11 protein-coding genes are annotated in these 18,132 nt (G+C 37.4%); 1 reads left to right on the forward strand and 10 read right to left on the reverse strand.

The window, feature by feature from the left end; translation table 11 throughout:
• A partial coding sequence (locus AC1W6K_RS04540) for a SusC/RagA family TonB-linked outer membrane protein (protein ID WP_481946600.1) occupies window positions 1–1,409 on the reverse strand: 1,409 nt, incomplete at its 3' end.
• Between the two features lie 743 nt (window positions 1,410–2,152).
• On the opposite strand from AC1W6K_RS04540, the gene AC1W6K_RS04545 reads away from it, so the two are divergent.
• On the forward strand, window positions 2,153–3,541 hold the full coding sequence (locus tag AC1W6K_RS04545) for a sulfatase (protein ID WP_481946601.1): 1,389 nt from the start codon (window positions 2,153–2,155) through the stop codon (window positions 3,539–3,541).
• A 154-nt stretch (window positions 3,542–3,695) separates the two neighbouring features.
• Here the strand turns inward: AC1W6K_RS04545 and AC1W6K_RS04550 are convergent, their stop codons facing one another.
• The 9 genes from AC1W6K_RS04550 to AC1W6K_RS04590 form a co-directional block, all read right to left on the reverse strand.
• Window positions 3,696–4,736, reverse strand: coding sequence for a hypothetical protein (locus AC1W6K_RS04550; protein ID WP_481719411.1), 1,041 nt, complete (start codon window positions 4,734–4,736; stop codon window positions 3,696–3,698).
• A 474-nt stretch (window positions 4,737–5,210) separates the two neighbouring features.
• Window positions 5,211–5,804 carry an SCO family protein gene (locus AC1W6K_RS04555; RefSeq protein WP_481946602.1) on the reverse strand — a complete coding sequence of 198 codons (594 nt, stop codon included), beginning with the start codon at window positions 5,802–5,804 and terminating at the stop codon, window positions 5,211–5,213.
• A gap of 10 nt (window positions 5,805–5,814) precedes the next feature.
• Entirely contained in the window at window positions 5,815–6,219 is a 405-nt protein-coding gene (locus AC1W6K_RS04560; RefSeq protein WP_481946603.1) for a toxin-antitoxin system YwqK family antitoxin, read from the reverse strand.
• Window positions 6,219–6,983 (reverse strand): YHYH protein, encoded by a 765-nt coding sequence (locus AC1W6K_RS04565; protein WP_481719414.1) that lies wholly within the window; start codon window positions 6,981–6,983, stop codon window positions 6,219–6,221. Before AC1W6K_RS04565 ends, AC1W6K_RS04560 begins: the two co-directional genes overlap by 1 nt.
• A gap of 153 nt (window positions 6,984–7,136) precedes the next feature.
• The gene (locus AC1W6K_RS04570; protein ID WP_481946604.1) at window positions 7,137–10,973 is read right to left on the reverse strand and encodes a PVC-type heme-binding CxxCH protein; all 3,837 of its coding nucleotides are present in this window, start codon (window positions 10,971–10,973) and stop codon (window positions 7,137–7,139) included.
• 371 nt (window positions 10,974–11,344) lie between these two features.
• Window positions 11,345–12,226 (reverse strand): sugar phosphate isomerase/epimerase family protein, encoded by an 882-nt coding sequence (locus AC1W6K_RS04575; RefSeq protein WP_481719415.1) that lies wholly within the window; start codon window positions 12,224–12,226, stop codon window positions 11,345–11,347.
• A 261-nt stretch (window positions 12,227–12,487) separates the two neighbouring features.
• The gene (locus AC1W6K_RS04580) at window positions 12,488–14,680 is read right to left on the reverse strand and encodes a polysaccharide lyase family 8 super-sandwich domain-containing protein (protein ID WP_481946605.1); all 2,193 of its coding nucleotides are present in this window, start codon (window positions 14,678–14,680) and stop codon (window positions 12,488–12,490) included.
• 153 nt (window positions 14,681–14,833) lie between these two features.
• Window positions 14,834–16,270 (reverse strand): BNR-4 repeat-containing protein, encoded by a 1,437-nt coding sequence (locus AC1W6K_RS04585; protein ID WP_481946606.1) that lies wholly within the window; start codon window positions 16,268–16,270, stop codon window positions 14,834–14,836.
• Window positions 16,271–16,290: 20 nt separating this feature from the next.
• Window positions 16,291–18,111 carry a heparinase II/III domain-containing protein gene (locus AC1W6K_RS04590; RefSeq protein WP_481719418.1) on the reverse strand — a complete coding sequence of 607 codons (1,821 nt, stop codon included), beginning with the start codon at window positions 18,109–18,111 and terminating at the stop codon, window positions 16,291–16,293.
• Between the last annotated feature and the right edge of the window lie 21 nt (window positions 18,112–18,132).

Consider the following 18,132-nt stretch of genomic DNA (forward strand, 5'->3'; position numbering starts at 1 on the left):
CTTCCAAGGTTAAGTTTGGCATCTAATCCTGGTAAGACCGAATAATTAAAGTTCACGTTTCCAAAAGTTCGGTTAGTTTGTCCTTTAGAATCTATCCCAGCAATTAAACTTGCTGGATTCGGGGTAGTTAAATTGGACGAATGGTTAAAACTTCCATCTGCTTTGTAAATTGCCTCTGTAGGATCGTACAAGACAGCTGCATACACGGGCCCTTGAGCTTCATTAGTTTCAGCATTATCCAAAGCGAAATCATCAAACTGCACTGATGTGTTAAGATTTACCCCAATTTTAAATTTGTCATTTACCTGATTGGTCATGTTAAGCCGTCCGCCAAATCTTTTCATACCCGTTTCCTTTACAACTCCTTGCTGATCAAAGTAATTTAGCGATGTAAAAAAAGTGGTTTTAGCAGAACCACCAGAAAAACTAATGTTTTGATTACTAATCGGGGCACTTCGAAATACCTGCGATTGCCAGTCCACGCCCTCACCTATTCTGGCGATTTCAGCAGCTGAAAACACTTCTCTGCCTAATTCTTGTTTACCGATTTCATTCATAACTTGTATATACTCTGACGTGTTTAGGGTTTCGAGCCGTCTGGGTGCCTGTTGGTGCCCATAATATGAATCATATTTTACTTTGGTTTTACCCGCTCCTCCTGTTTTAGTTGTAATCAAAACTACACCGTTTGCACCCCTTGCACCATAAATAGCAGTAGCAGAGGCATCTTTTAAGATTTCTACGGAGGCAATGTCCGCCGGATTCAATGAGCTTAATGGATTTCTACCAACTACAGTTGAACCAGTTGCAGCAGCACCACCACCTTGAATTAAATTGCTATTATCTATCGGAAATCCATCGATTACATAGAGTGGCTCATTCCCGGCAGTAATTGAATTGGCTCCACGAATTCGAATTGAAACACCTCCACCTGGTTCAGAGCTGGTTTGTGAAACTTGTACGCCCGCTGCACGCCCTGTTATCAACTGGTCAATGGAATTGTTTACCCCCTTGTTAAAATCTTTTTCCCTTAAAGAGGAAACTGAACCAGTCAAGTCACTTTTCTTAATCGTTCCATAAGCTATCACAACAACTTCATCAAGGGTCGAAAAGTCTTCCTTTAGCTTAACATTAATTACCTTTTGATTTCCAATGGTTACTTCCTGTTTAATAAAGCCAATATTTGAAAAAATTAGTGTAGTGGCTGATGCTGGTGCATTAATTGAATACTTACCATTCACATCAACAGTTGATCCTGTTGAGGTTCCTTTTACAATTACACTGGCTCCAATGAGTGGTTCTCCATTTAAAATATTAGTCACCTCACCAGTGATTTGGGCATTTGCTATACTACTAAAAAGTGTAACCAATACAAATACCTTCGATAACAAATAGAATTTAATTCTCATACTTTGTTGCGTTTTAGTTTATAGCTTTAAATAATATAATTATTTTTAAAACTTATATGATTATATATATTTGTAATACAATTTTATACTAAATAATTTACAAAGTCAATTTTTTTATTTTTTATCCTTGTATAGTTACATTTTTCAACCTTGTTAGACATCAAACTAATTGGAATTTTATTTAAATAGCCTACTACGTTATATTTAATTTCACTCTAGCATTAATCATTTTATAAATAAAAAAATGATTTTAAACAGTCTAAACAAGAAAAAAACAATTAGCGAAAGATTGCACAGAAAAAAAGTACATTTAAATTCAAGTTTAAATCAATATCAAACACTTGTAAAAAAAATTTCTAAGAGTTTGACGAAGTACTTATGAAACTGTTTTGAAAAAAAGACATTTGACAAATAAAAAATTTATAGTCTGTAATTGAGTTGGCAGGTGGCCTAGAAATAATCTTGAGCTACAGGTAAAAGAATAAAAGCAAAGGTAGCAAGCTGTTGTGATTTGAGTAAATTGTAATCCACACGCAAACAGCGAGTAGAAAAAATAAGTGCAGTTATTGAAATTTTATAAATAAATAAGTGAAGGAGCTAGTGGATTAGTTATTTGGATAATGTAAGATCGCTTCATTGATAGTGGGATAGTACTTTGTTTATTTGATCTTTTTTGAATACCAAATATTATTTTTTAATTGATTGACTTGCTTGTGTGGATTATAAAATTTAAATATTAAACGATGAAAACTACTTTTATTTCGATTCTATTTTTGTTCATAAGTTTAAACCTTGTCGCTCAAAATCTGCAAAACCGCAATGTGCTTTTCATCGCAACAGATGATTTGAATATGGCTATAGGTTGCTATGGAAATGATTTTGTAAAAACACCCAATATTGACAGATTAGCCAAAAGAGGTGTTAAATTCACAAATGCCCATTGTCAAATACCTTTTTGTAGCCCTTCCCGCTCATCTTTATTAACGGGCTTACGTCCTGATTCAGTTAAAATCTTTGACCTTAATACCCATTTTCGTCAAACTGTTCCAAACGTTGTTACCCTCCCTCAGCATTTTAAAAATAATGGTTATCATTCAGCTAGAATTGGAAAAATTTTCCATTATAATAATCCCTCAGGTATTGGAACTAATGGCCTTGACGACTCCCTTTCATGGAATGAAAGGGTCAATCCAATAGGCCAGGGTAGGTTGGAAGAAGACAAAATCATCAACCTAACCCCTAAAAAGAGCCTTGGCAGTGCCTTGGCTTATTGGCCAAGTACTGGCACTGATGAAGAACAAACCGATGGCAAAGTGGCAACTGAGGCCATTCGGATCATGAATGAGCGTAAAAACGAGCCATTTTTTTTAGCAGTTGGTTTTTTTAGTCCTCATGTGCCATTCGTTGCGCCTAAAAAATACTTTGATTTATACGATGCAAACAACATAGTGCTGCCTATAGTAAATCCTGCTGACTCTGTAAAATATCCCAAACCTGCTTTTAACCAAACTCACACTTCTTACCTTTGGCAAGATAGGCCCGATTTGAAAAAAGAAATTATTCATGCCTATTATGCCAGCATAAGTTTTGTTGACGCACAAGTTGGACGCCTTTTAAATGAATTGGATAGATTGGGATTGGCAGAAAATACAGTTATTGTTTTTTGGAGTGACCATGGCTATCAATTATCTGAACATGGTCAGTGGATGAAACAAACTCTTTGGGAAGAAGCCACTAGATCACCCTTGATTGTAGTTGATTCCAAATTGGCTCTTCAGGATCAGGGCTGTTCAAGAACAGTGGAGTTGTTGGATATTTACCCAACCTTGACAGACTTATGCAATCTATCCAAGCCCGATCACTTGATGGGGGTAAGTCTTAAACCACTTATGATAAACCCTTTACAAAAGTGGGATAGAGCAGCTTATACTCAAATTTTACGGATACAAAGCAATGTCATGGGCAGATCTGTACGAACTGAAAAATGGCGCTATACAGAATGGGAAGATGGGGAAAAAGGCATTGAGTTATATGATTTGACCATTGACCCTAAAGAACAAAATAATTTAGCCAATAATGCTGATTTGAAAAAGATCCGAACCGATATGAAAAGTTTATTACATAAAAAATAAGGTCTGAAAAGTACCCGCTTACTTTTAAATCGTTAGTAAAATTAGACCGGTAGAGTCTATTTCTTAGGTTGTGAAAGCAAAATAGGTAACACGAGTGTGGTTTTAGATCAAAACGGGGGTTTGTTAAATTTTAAACGAAGTCAAGAAATAACCTCTATCGGTCCACTTTTTGCTTTCGATTTACAATAACACTGTCAATAAAATTACGGTCCGGTTGTAAATTATCTTGATTTCTCAACATAGTACCATGGAATCCGTCCATCAACAAAATACTTCTACCAGCATTCCAAGCATCTCTCAATCCATTAACTTTAGAATGTAAAGGCCAAGCGTGATCAGTATCAAGGATTTGTGGACCTTTGAATCTAGGTAATTTTTGTGCACCAGCTGGAGCAATCCAGTCAGCATCAATAGTAGTCAACCAATCTTGAGTTCTATTTTTAGATTCTTTCATTCCTGTGGCATAAGATGCCCCAACAGGTTTATCAGTAAAACTTTTTACCCATTCGATAACTTTACCCTGAAACCATTTTGTTGATTCACGATGCAACTCATTTCCTACCTCATACATTACATTATCATACTTTTCAAGTCGAGATGTAACCTCTTTTACATGAGCACGTTGATATTCATTCCATGGTCCTTTACTATGAACTTGCCACGATTCAGTTGGTCCATTCTTAATACCATTGAACGGGTGAAGTTTCCAAGAATCACCACTAGCCCCAAAGTAAGGAACAATACTTCCCTCGAACAAGCAAACACTTACAATAATACCTTTTTTGTTTGCTGCTCGGACAGTTCTTTCCAGAGCAACATAATATCTAGGATTCAAAAGCCCACTTTTATCATTTTTCCATGGCACATTTCGAATCTTTACAACTCCAGGTGAGTTACTTCCCCAAGTAGAACCAGCAAAAACTGCTCCTTTTGTTTCTATAGTCCATAATCGAGTGAAGTTACCTGTAATTTTATTCATACTAATACGTTCACCATTTATATGTTGAACTGTATTCCAAGTATGATTGCCGGCAAGCTGAATTTTCTTGCCATCCACATAAAAATCATCGCCTTTGATTGTAATTCCAGTTGGAACATCTTTTATAAAGTTCTCCTTCGAGTTTTTTACTTGTGAAAAACTATCAAATGTGAAAAAAAATGATGCTATCGAGTAAATCAAAATTATTTTTTTCATTTTATTAGATTAAAAATTATCTCCCTTATTAAAGTCGTCAAACTAATTGGACTTTTCCCTAAGGAGTGTTTCACTTTAACTCCAAATTAGAAATAAATTTATTTTAAATAAATTGTTTATAAAAAAATAGAACAGCAAATAAGCGAGCCATACCACTCTATTTCATCTGATTTTAATGTGTTTCAAAAATCAAAAAATATAGATAGATTAATAAGGTTTGGTTTTGATCCGATTTAGATACGATAGGGTAGGGTTTCCTTAAACCGTATGGACTACTTTGGTAGGCAAAAAACCAGTCAGGCGAGTAGTCTTTTTGTTATCAACATGTTAAGCTCTCCAATTATATTCAATCAATTGATATTGGTCGCTTTGAGTTAATAAACAAAATTTTGCGACTTGAAAATTCCATAACTTATTAATTACTAAGTAGGAACTTTCTTCAAACTAACTGAATTTTTTCGATAAAATAAGCCGCTATTTCTCCAACAGCAACTTCATATCCTCGATGCATTGTTCAGCGTCTAGCGGAATTGTACCATTATAAATACCGCGAATACGCCCTTTTTGATCAACTAGCACGATATGCTCTGTGTGTAAAAACTCTTTGGTATCCTTATTGTAGCCTATAGATTCCTCCGCAAAAAACGACTGACGAGCGAGGGTATAAATGGAGGCTTTGGGGCCAGTTAATAAAGACCAATTCGCTGATGAAATTTGGTATTTTTCTCCAAACTTATGCAGCGTATTTACATCATCTAGCCAAGGTGTAACGGTAAAAGAAAGGAGTTGAACTTGTGAGTTAGAATGAAAGGCTTTCTCGATGCGCTTCATTTGGGCAGTCATGTCTGGACAAATATTACTGCAGCGGGTGAAAATAAAATTCGCCACGTAGACTTTTCCTTGCAGGGATTTGCTATAAAATAAGGTGCTGTCTTGGTTGTAGAAAGCAAAGGCTTTGATGCGGTGCGTAATTTTAGTAGCTGCCTCCAACTCGCTAATAAAGTAGGGGGTAAAATCGGGAGTAGTGTAATAGGGAATTTCAGAAACCGAGGTTTCTGAACATGACATCAAGAAAAGACTAATAATCAAGTAATTTCTCATTGATATTCTTGCAGTTTTTAGTTCCTAATAAGCCGTATCGGCGGCCTTGTATAATGATAAAATTAGAACGGATTTTGCCGTTTGCGTGCCACATTTTTTGAACACCTTCTTCCTGCCCATTTTTGTAATGTGCGAGGTGAAATAACAGCCCATTCTCTGCCCATTCTTTTAGTTCTCCCTCGTAGGCATTATTCACGGCAGTATATTCAAAACGCTTTTTTCCATTTTCCCAAAAAGCTGTTTGCAAACCTTGCCTCACCCCGTTTTGTATATGACGAATTTCTTTGATCTTGCCAGAGGTAAAGTAATTCTTTTCGACCAGGGTTTCTGGCTCTGATTTGGCACAGCTCCATACTAACAAAAAAAGCAACGTATATTTCATTATTGCGAAACCGTTCCCGGGGTGCCATAGTAGCCGTTCCCGTTTAAATAGGGTGCCTCCGTGGTGAAATGGTAATGGTAGATACCATTCGGATAATCTACCGTTGCGTGCGTGTGACCGTGATAGACATCTAAATTTGCGTTCGTCACTGCGGAGCCTGTTTCTTCTTGTGGACCATAAACAGGAAAGCCGTCTAATAAGAATCCCATCAGCCCAGATTTAGTTGACTTAACCGTCGTGAGGTGAAGCGGTTCTACATGGTAATGGTAAACTCCAGACTGCTGTGGATGGCCATAAAACTGATCGAAACTAGCCATTTCTCCCTTCAATTCTTGGTTGTTCGGTCCTGCATATTGATTAAATAAGGGTATACCATTTAACGTAATTCCAATGGCTCCCAAAGGAGTCGCAGGGTGATTTGCTGACGCCTTTGGATTGATGGGTATTTTGAAAGTTGCTGATTGCTCGATAATGGAATTAGGGTTTTTGGCAAAATTTAAACCACCAAACGTCGTACCCGAATACGCTTGATGTAAGGCATTCGTAGTTGGATAATACGGGCTTTTGTGATCAGGTAAATCTTTTGTTTTAATCGTAATAAAGGTGCCATCGCTCGTAACGCTTGTAGCACCATAGATTTTCTTGTAAATGGCTGGGACTTCCGCATTAGGAGCAGGTGTGGGAGTGATGGGCGTTACTGAATCCGTTTTAGAACATGATAGGATTAGGACGCAGCCTACCGCAATGATAAATCGATTTAACATGAAAAAGGAGTTTGTGCTAACAATTTTAATAAATTTTACTCAAAACGTATATTTATCATTTAGTAATTCGCTTTTTTTTTTAAAGTCAATTCCTTCTTTTGATCAACTTATTAGGCAAGAAAACTTTTGAATTATAAGGCATCCTGAAACCAATCAAGGTTTAGGCTTCATCGTTTGCATGTATTTCACTAAATCCAACACTTCATTTTCTTGAATGGTTTCTAAAATACCCACTGGCATTAACGAGCTAGGCATAACTTCCCTCGATTGAATGTCGGACTTATTAATTTTGGAGGATTCTTTGCCCACGATTCGCATGGTGACTTGTCGGTCATTTTCAGCGATCACGTTGCCGGAGTAGGTGCGACCATCACGGGTAGTAATAACGACCAATTTATAATCTTCTTGTATTTCGCCCGATGGGTTTAACACGTTGAATAAAAAATAGTCCAAATTAGCACGGTTTGATCCGGTCAATTCAGGGCCTATATTACCCCCATTTCCATACATTTTATGGCATGATCCACAGCTTTTTTGAAATACGATTTCACCTTTTTTTGCATTCGCTTCTAAAATAGCAGTAGGCGTGAGGATATTACGGTACTTGATGTACGCCTTTTCTAATGATTGTTCTTGTTCGATAGGACCCCAATATTCGATAAATCCACTACCAACGACACGAAGTAGTTGGCGCGCCGTATAAGCCGGAATGTCAGATTTAGGAATTGTTTGGTTTTTGAGGGCTTGTGTTAATTGCCAACCGTATTTTGGTCTAGCAGAAAGTGTTTCTATGGCCCTGCGTTTTTCAGCAACGTTTAAAGCGCGGTAGTTGCTAATAATCAATGCGCCTAAATAATCTTCATTGTAATTGGCAATCGCAGAAATAACATCCATTCGCAATGGAAGTTGACTAAATAAGGTCGGTATTTCATTTTTCAACTCCACCTTTTTTCCAGCAGCAAGGTAATTGATGGCTTCTTTTCGTTGGCTTATCGATGATTTGGTATTCTTTATCAATGCAACGTATTTTTGCGTCGCATCGGTTTCACCAAATCGCTGAGATATCTGCGTCGCCAATGTAGCTACAGTACCTTTTTTTAAGGTCAATTTTTTGAAAACACCACTCCAGTTTTCAGGTGCACTGAGGTCAAATCGTCCTTCTAAACCGTCCCTCATTCCTTCTAAAACGTGGGTCAAATTCGTATTGATATTTCCGATATAACTAACCAACAACTCATGTTCATTGGCATCCACAAGTCTCCTGGCGATGTAATTTGCGATCAAGGGAACTCGACAGTTTTTCAATAATTCTAAGCCTAATTTCGGGTTGGATTTAACGAAGGGTTCAAGCCCAAACCAAATCATTTTAGGTACGTTATGGTCTTCGCTATCCTCTGCGTGCTGGGTTAATTCACGCGCGATTTTCCACGCAGATGCCTCAGAAATTCTTTGTAGCGAAGAGGCCAAATACAAGCGAACCACGGGTGATTTATCTGCTTTGGCCATATTGACAAATGCACTTAGCGCTTCCGCGGATGGCGATTTATCTTCGCATAAGAGCTGTATGGCCCACGATCTGATATACTCGTCTGAATCGGAAAGCAAATTTTCTAATTGGCCCGCAGCCAAACTTTGGGTCACATGCAAGGCCCATAAAGCCCGTAAACGGTAGTCGGAATTTGAGTTAGTTTTTAAGATGTTTTGTAATTCAGAGATTGCATTTTGATCTATTTTACCTTTTGAACTTCTATTTTGAAGAATAACCCGCGCTCTACGTGAATGCCAATCGCTATTATTTGTTTGAAAGGATGCTAATTTCAAATCGCTCAATGCATTTAAATCGTCGAATCGTCCGGCCCAATTTTCAGCTAAATTTTCTGTAGGCATCACGCGGTATACGCGGCCAGTTTCTCCATTTAAAACCTCTTTTCCACATATGTCTGCATCATGCCAATCCAACACATATAAACCTCCATCTGGTCCTACCTCCATGCTAAAGCCAACCCATTGTGCGTTGTTGGCCAGTAGTAATTCATCTCCGTGTTTGGCCACAAACCCTGAACCTGATTTTGCCAAAACATCAGATAAAATAGCATGTTCATGGATATTGGCCATGAAAATTTTTCCTTTTTGGTCAGCAGGAAAAGCGTCGGATTGATATACTCGAGCACCTCCATGGGCAGACCGGTGCGTGTGATCTGCAATGGTTCGAATGTCGCTATACAAATAAGGATTAAAATGCTGGCCTCCTTGGCGATGATATACGCCTCCAGGAACGACATGCCACATGTGAGGAATGACGCAAGCGGAAATGAATAGTTGGCCCTTCGAATCGTAATCGATCCCCCAGGGATTGCTGAAGCCGTGTGCGACGACCTCAAAAATATCTTTGGTGGGATGGTACCTCCACACGCCTCCGTTAATGTCGACTCCTTCTCCTTCTAAAATATTCTCAGGAAAAGGGTCATTTTGCTTGTAAATTTTTCCTTTGCCATTCGGCTTTCTTACTTTAGAGGGAGTGGCAAATCCTTGCAAGCCATAAAGCCAACCATCCGGTCCCCAGTGCAAACTATTTAACGTCTCGTGCCGATCGCGAATTCCCCAGCCCGTTAGTTTCACTTCGATATCTGCCATGTCCGCCACGTCGTCATGGTTCTTGTCTGGGACAAAAAGCAAATTAGGTGGGGCACCTAGATAAAGTCCATCAAAACCAACGGCAATGGCGGAAGGGAAAGCGATTCCCTCTAAAAAAACCTTTTTTGAATCAGCGATACCGTCATGATTTGTATCTTCAATGATTAAAATACGGCTATTTCCCGCTTTTGAAAAACCATATCCTCGTGACTCATAGTCGCGATTTTCAGCAATCCAAAGTCGGCCTTTATCATCCCAACAAAAAGCCATGGGCTGTGTAATCATAGGCTCAGCTGCCCAAGCGTTTACCTTAAAACCAGGCTTTAACGTCATGGCGGCCGTGGCTTCTGCTGGGGTTAAAAACTTAGCATCCCGTCCTTCTTGTTGGGCCACCCCCCAAAGTGCGGGAGAGCCGCCTCCCACATTAAATGACATGTCTTGTCCACTGTAGTTAGCCCAAAGCTTATTGATTTCTGTGTCCGTGAGATTTCCGGTATAGACAAGGATTTCATGCTTGATCGTCTCGATCTTACCCTTTTTTATTTCCCAATTGCCCTTTTTTGCTCGGGCCACCCCGATGCCCAATTGGTTATCTACCCGCCAATGCTGCGGAAATCCATTATTTTCAGGATGATCGAAAACAGCTATGTGGGCGCGGTCTTTTCGGCCTTCTATTTGAATGCCCACATCGACCCAATTTGATCTTTGGCCTTCCGCTTTTTCATTTTTTTGTCTTGCCCCATTTATCACTTCTCCGTCGATGCCTTCCTTCCATGGCATGCGGACAAATAACCCACCATAATCATACATGCCGATGGTGACATCTGTTTTTGCCTCGCCAGTCCAAATCAATTTGAGGAAATATTTGCCATTTTCTTCGCGCATGGACCACGTTTGCGTTTCGGTTAAAACTGCATTTCCTTTCTCGTCTAGTAAATCGTAAACGGTTTCCCACTTCACTTCATTGCCACTGTTTTTAATGACACTGGCTTTGGATTTACGCCAATAGTCACCTTCCGGATGATGGAAATAATCACGGCCGTTTACGCGGGTATATCCCCAGTAAATTCCGGTTTGGTGTTTATGGTGCCCTGGACTGTATTCGGTTAACAGGCCATTGCCATCTGGCGCCACGATGGGATGGAGGAATGGACGGAAATTATCTTTGGCTACTTGCGTTAGGATGGGTGATTTTCCATTTTTTCGAAAAATGGAAATTGAGCTAGATTTTACATCTTGAACGATGTATAAGCTAGTTATTTTCGATTTACTTGATTTTGTATTTAGGTCTTGAGCCAATGTTAATTGATTCAATAGTCCCCAAAGTACCAATAAGTAAAGGATCATTTTTTTCATATAAATCAGATTAATCTCTAGATAAGAATTGGTTGTATGCGAGGTGTTTTGGTTCGAATTTAGTGATTATTTTAATTTATAAGGAGCATTTATTTTGAATATAGTGTACTGAAATTGGTCATTTTTTGGTATCATCTCTAAAGAAAAAAGCTGAATTTAGATAAATAAAAACAACCTAAGATTGCAAAGAAACAAAGAAAGTTTACTTTGTTTAAAAAACGAAATACGCTTCAAGAAGAAATATCACTTATGTTTGACGATGTAAACTATATCTTTCATTTGACTTATTTTAAATTAACAAAAATAAGTAGTCTCTCAAATTTATTTTTTTCAATGCCAATGTAACCTGCGCAAAAAATCCTTGAAGAACCCTAAAAAATATAGGGTTTAATTTGAGCTAAAAACTCAGGAATGATTATTTTAGGGTCATCCTTTCTTAAAGTTTCAATGGGAATATATCCCCTGTAATTAGATTCTTTAATAATATCAAAGGTCTTTTTTAAATCGATGGGAATTTCTGTTTTGCCTAAAAAAACGGTTTCTTTTAATTGCCAGTTTATCGCATACGGAATAGCTTTTTTGATTTCTGCGTATACTTCTTTTTCGCGAAAACTTCCTACATCTAAAATGAGACCACACCATGGGCTGTTGACCCGCTGAATAATATCAATTGCCTGGTCGGCCGTTTTTATAAAATCATTATGATTTTGAATACCAATAATCACTCCTTTTTTTGCTGCGTATTCAGTACATTCTTTGAGCGAATCGACAACCCAGCGAGAAATTTGTTGCCAAGTATATCCTGGTAAATTACTTTTTCCAGCGAACACGCGAAGTACCGGTGCTCCTAATTTTGCGGTGGCATCTACCCAGTTTTTAACTAGTTCGATTTCTCGGTCTCTAGCTATTTGATCCTCAAAAACAAAGTCATTCCGACAACCTGTACCGCTTAATTCCAGACCAATATGATGGCATTTTCTTTTTAGCTTAAACAAATATTCATCTGTAGGGACCAAGGGATAGTCGGGTAAATAGTACGCAGTTAAATCCAATCCTTCAAAACCCTGTTCGGAACAAAAATCCATCATATCCTCCACGCTCATTCTCCCCGCCATTAACGGACCATTGAAGGAGTAGGCATTTAGGCTGGTTTTTAATCTTTTGGATGGTGCTAAGCTGACCTGTTGTGCCGAATGTTTACTAGCAAATAATGGGCTCGTTAGTAAAAAGCCTAGGATATTTCTTCTTTTCATTCGGGGTATGTTTTCATATTAAATGTAATAAAAAAATAAAAAAATTATCTAATAGCTAAATTTTAAAAATAAGTGGTTTCAAACTAATGTGGACTTTTTCGTTAAGAGAGTTTACTATAAACTCAAATTAGGCAATAAATTTAATTTTAATAAATCTTATACGAATTAAAGAGTTTAGTAAACTAGGGAGTAAAAAAAAGTAAATGCAACTCACCCCAATCCAATGGAATGAATAAATCAAAAATCAACATAAATAATGAATTAGAGCTTTATGTGGACACTTTTTCCTGCGAAAACTCCTTGAGGTAGGTCGACAATAAATATGGTATGTTTACTTTTTGCATCGGGAAGGCTTAATACCCTCTCCCTTTTTGAGGTATAAATGCCTGGTAAAGTAATCATGATTTTATTCAAATTTCTGGAAGGATCGGCAAGGGTCAACTCAGCAATTTTTCCATTTTTAATTTTTATTAGCGCCAAACCTTGGCTTTCCATTTTTACTTTTTCTCCCTTATCTATGACTATTTCACCAGCTTTGTAAAAGGCTAATTGCACCTGTCCCAATATGTGGTGCTTGACCACCTGAAGATCCTCAGTATTAGCTAATATTTCGATTCCTCTATTATTTTGGCTAGTTTCTTCCAAATTTTCAACACTTACATTAGGCACCACAATGTACTCATAGGTAGGTCTATTCTTCATTATTCGGCTTCCATGAATATCGGTTTCATTAATTTTATCGCCATGGTTGAACCAAAGTTTGAAAATATCAGTGCTTACTAGCTCTTTACTTATATTTTTTTGGTCGGTAAGGTCTGACCAACGGCCAGTTTCTGTCTGGTTAGAAACATGTATTTTTGTAGATGTAGGAAACAGGTATCCCACATTATCTTGATGGACCCACTTTACATTTTCTGCTAATCTATTGCCATTTGGAAGTATTTTTATCTCCCCATTTTGCTTGATTTTTACATCGCTTTTTAATAAAACTTGGTTTACTGTGGTTGCGACAGGCAGGTTTGATTTTGGTTTTATACCTGCTCCGAGGCAAACATATTCTTTGTCGAAAAAGAACCAAGATTTTTTCGTCTCCAACATATCATGCGGGCTTTTAAAGTCAAATGCCACTGCTCCATATAGGCCGTCGGTCACGGCACCTACAAAATTTGTTAAACCATCTTTTTGAATTTGAGTAGCGTCAGGCAGGGTAGGCTTTTGCATTATGGTGGTGCCGGATATTTTCTGCCAGTCGTAAGACGCCCAAATATTATGGTATTCATCACCTTTCATAACCAAATAGTTGGTGCCATCAGCTCGGTGATGCGTCGTTTTTCCGGGGCCATTGTATGGCTCCTCCATGTTTCGATTTCTAGTTGAAAACATTCTTACGGAGGTATAAAATTCTGGCCTTTGAAATACAAAATGTTCTGTTTGCCAAAAAAACTTGGCGAAAGATTGTGTGGGACTACCTTCGCCTTTTCTTAATTTTATTATTTCCTCAAGTTCTTTTTTACGATAACTTGTGCTAACAAACAACCTTTCGATTTCACGCGTATCTTTGGGTTTAAACAAAGTTTTACCTGCAATACTTCTATTTTTAACAGACACGTCGTCATATACACCATATACTTGCTGTTTGTAAATGCCATCGAGGTAATAGTCTATTAGCATATTTATTTTTTCAATGGGAAATTTATATACTGTTCCAGCTACATACTGCGACCATTCGCCATAGGCATTGGCAAATTTACCGTAACCATACGAGTCGGTATTATTCACCCTGTCTGGCCTATGGTGAAAACTGTAATCGTGCTGAATACCCCTTTGACCCGTTGAAAATTTCATTTCATCAGCTATTATTTTTATTATGTCGTCAAATGCTGCATCTTTCCCTAAAAACAGGCAATTCTTGGCCACTAAGCCAGCTATTACAATTCTATCACCACTGGGCCGGGCACCTGAAGCGCCCATATTGGCCCTATTAATCATCGGCTGTGCCTTGTTTACTAATTCTTTAGGTAAATCATTTCCCATGGCAAGCATCAAATTTACTAGATTGGTTGGGGTAGTTATTTGATTATCATGCCAATTATCACCTACAAAATCATTTTTCACCCAAAACTCTAGGCCTTTTATGACACTACTTTTTACTCTTTCACTTTTATAATACACAGAGGATTTTGTGTTGAAAGCCTTACCCATACTAGCTAAATTGTTGGTATGTTGTCCATGTGGGAAACTTGCTGTTCGGCTGAGGTCAGTATAATTGATACCAGTAAAACTACCATCTTCACTTTGTTTTGACAATATTGTTTCGATAGCTTTATCATCAGGTTTGATTAAAAATAACTCTTCAATGACCCTTTTTTTGATGGTAACAAGGTCGTTAGTTTGAGCTATTCCCACTTGTTGAACAAGTAGAATCAGTAAAAGTGTGATTTTGATTTTTTTCATTTTTTTTAATTTTAAAGAGTCTTTTTAGTCCCCCAAAAGTCAATATTTCATGTATATGTTTTTTTATAATTTGATCAATTTGAAAGGGAAATAAATCTCGTTGTATCTGCTAAAAAACCCATTTAGTAAAAAAGCCAGAAAAAGGTAATTTTTTCATTGCTTCGAAAGTTTAATTGATTGAGTCTTGAATTGATAGGGTAATTGAAAAACTTCTCCTTTGTTATTGGAAATATAAAAAAATGATTTGCTGGCTTTTCTTGGATTTCCATCCGCCCAAAAAGCCTGAAAATCAGCCTGGTAATTAATGGGTTTTCGAGGATACGAATGGTTAGTTTTGCTATTTTTAGTCAATGAATTTGACAGTTCCCATTTAGCTTTTTTTGTGGCATATTTCCATAGTTGAACCTCGCCACCAGTATTATAGGCAAAAGGTACATTTCCTGTCGGGGCCAATAAGCGCCATTGGCCATTAATATAATATAAAGAGCCAAAGTCATAATTATGGTCCACGTCAGTTACTTTTTTATAGAGCCACTCTTGCCCATTAAAATAAGCAGTTTTCAACTCGTAAGGACCATTTTCTGGTCCTGGTTCCGGCCCCAAACTTGAAATATATGAAAACATTGGATTTCCTTTTTCGTCAAAACCAAGATCATTGATATAAGCTAGTTTTTTATCTTTCTGTGTATCGAGAACTAGAGCTGGGTTTAACGCGGCTTTTAAAGGGAGATCCATATTTTCTCCTTTGTAATTTTGCCAACTTTGACCAAAATCTGTGGTTTCTAAGTAGTAGATGTTTGCTCTAAAATCTAAACCGGCACCCTTTTCTGTATCAGGATGATAATTGAATATGGTAACATACCTCACTTGACCATTAGGTAGCTTTGTATAACCACTAGATTGATAGTGCCCTTCTTGTATAGCACCAATATCCTTTATTTCAGACCAAGAAATACCATCTTTACTTGTAATAAAAGCAGAGGTTCTTCTAGGTTTAGATGTGCCATATTTAAGTACACCAACGTCATAATGGGTCATAAAGCCCATAAATCCGTTTTCGTTATCATAATAAATTTGTAAGTAAGAAAAATTATCAAAAGGTCTTTGCTTACCATCTTTATAATAAGTCGCTTTTACCAATTCGAATTTTTCTATATCAAAAGGTTTAACACTTTTGTGGATATATGAGGGGCGATTTACTCCATGAGAGGTCGAAAATAGCCAAATATAGCCGTCCTTATCGATACTAATCACCGGGTTGTCATGGGCATCATCTGTATTTTTATTCAAAACTATGGTAGGGCGGCTTACCGATTTTGTTTTATGATCAAAATAGGCCACCTCATGTAATAAGCTTGGCTTGGTGTCTTTCGAAGCCCCTCCGTAACAAAAAAAGGTTTTGTTCACTTTAGCAGAATATATTGAAAACGGATAATGATTGGCTGGATAGGTTCCTAAGCCACCGCTGTATTTATGAACATACGCGTTGTTAGTTTTACCAATAAAATACCAAATCCCCCTAAAACCATCGTCTTTTTGATTTAAAGTGACCATTTCTTGAGCATTTGACCCAAAAATAATCAAGTTCAAAAACAAAAAGGTTATAGGCCTTATCTCCATTGAATTAAAGGTTTTACTTTCACATTTTTGTTAGTTGATGATATAAGAACGGTAAAATCAACCTTTTGACTTGCTTCCAAGTTGGCCAAAAAACCAATTCTACTAGTACCGGGATTTGGGGCATCAAAAGAATTTACAGCATCCATGTTCCATGTTTTTAGTTCAATTTTAGTATTTGAAACTACTTTCAAGTACATTATTTTGCCATTCTGGGTTAATTGAAAAGTATTAGCATTTAAAATTTTCACGTCGGCTTGTGTTACCATAACCCATTTCATTTGAGTAGGCTTATCTTTATTCGTAATTTCATCTTTAATAACTACAATATTATTATCTAGTATCGCCAGCCCTCTTTTTGCTTCTTTAATTTTGTTTTCATAAATAGGGCTGAGGTCTGTTACTGCACTCATAAAATTGGGTGTTGTGGTACTTTGAATGATATTGGCCTTAGCATCAACCAGTTGTAGTTCATTGTCAAAGCTTAAGGTATTATGGTAATGATTGTTGTATCTCATAATTTCCCAACGCTGTCCATTTTGGGTTTTGTCCCATAACTTTACGCCTTTGGACTCCAGTGATTCATATTCTTGCATACCCAAATCCATGGCCCAACGTTCGCCATATGCATCCATGACGAAAGAACCAATATCCATATGTGCATGATTTACAGCAGCAGATCCTGCTTTTAATCCGGTATAAATGGCATTTTTATCTGTCCAAGAGGTGCGCATCATAGCCACCGGACTTTTCCCTTGGCCCATCCAAGTTTTTTGAGTTGGGACATCATTTTGATTCAATTTCAGGTCTTTCCCCCAAATCATCGCAGCTGGTAAAATTCTGTTTCCACTCATTTTTGAAGCATCATCCAAATATTTTTTTTCGTTGAAAAGCAGGCTATTATTTTTTGCTTGATGAGCAAACCAAAACATGGCCGCGTTAAGGCCTGACCCATTGCCAGCATCTGAATAATTAAAGCTTTTACCAGAAGTACCCAACATATTTTGAAAGTAAGATGCCGTTTTAATTAATCCTGTATCTATTTGGTTATCAATTAATTGTGTGGTTTGTAAGGCGCTTAAAAACAATATATGAAAGCTGGTGCCATAGCCCCAATACCCGTAACCTTCAGGGTATGCGCCATCAGGATGATAGTCTTCCAAAGGTAATTTTATTGATTCCTTGGCTCGATCGATAATTTGTTTTGAAAGGCTTGGGTTTTCCTCATAAATAGCTAAAGCACCATATGTCATTCCAGCATTACAAACTTGATTCCAATTGTGGCTTACCTTGAGCCACGAATTGTATTTTGGATCAAGCGATGGCTCAATACCTTTTTTCTGTATAGCCTCTTTAATTATATTTCTAGATTTTTCTGATAAATCAGCAAAAAGCCAATCATAGCCTATGGCTACGCCCAAAGTCATTTCGGCAACGTCTAGAAAATGACTAGGATTCCAGTCTGAAAATTGGGAAACTTTCAATAATTCGGCTTCACATCGGTCAAAATATTTTTTCTCCTTTGATAAACGATAAGCGTAAGAAAGATAAAATATCCTTCGCAAACACTCTCTCGATTTATCTAATAAACGTCGTCCTATTTGGATACGCTCCAAAGTGGGCAAAAGGATAATCTTATCGCTTTCAGCCAAAATAGTTTGATGCAGTTTTGCCCAGTTTTCATCATTTTTTATGTTAGCTTCAATATTGGCTTCTTCATTTTTTAGCAATAGTATTCTTGGATGGTCGGGTAAAATTTGTGAATGCGCGCTGAAAAAAGTGAATAATGAAAGAATTACAAGTATATTTTTCATGACTTTAAAGGATATTTATTT

Source organism: Aquirufa sp. (assembly GCF_964796385.1).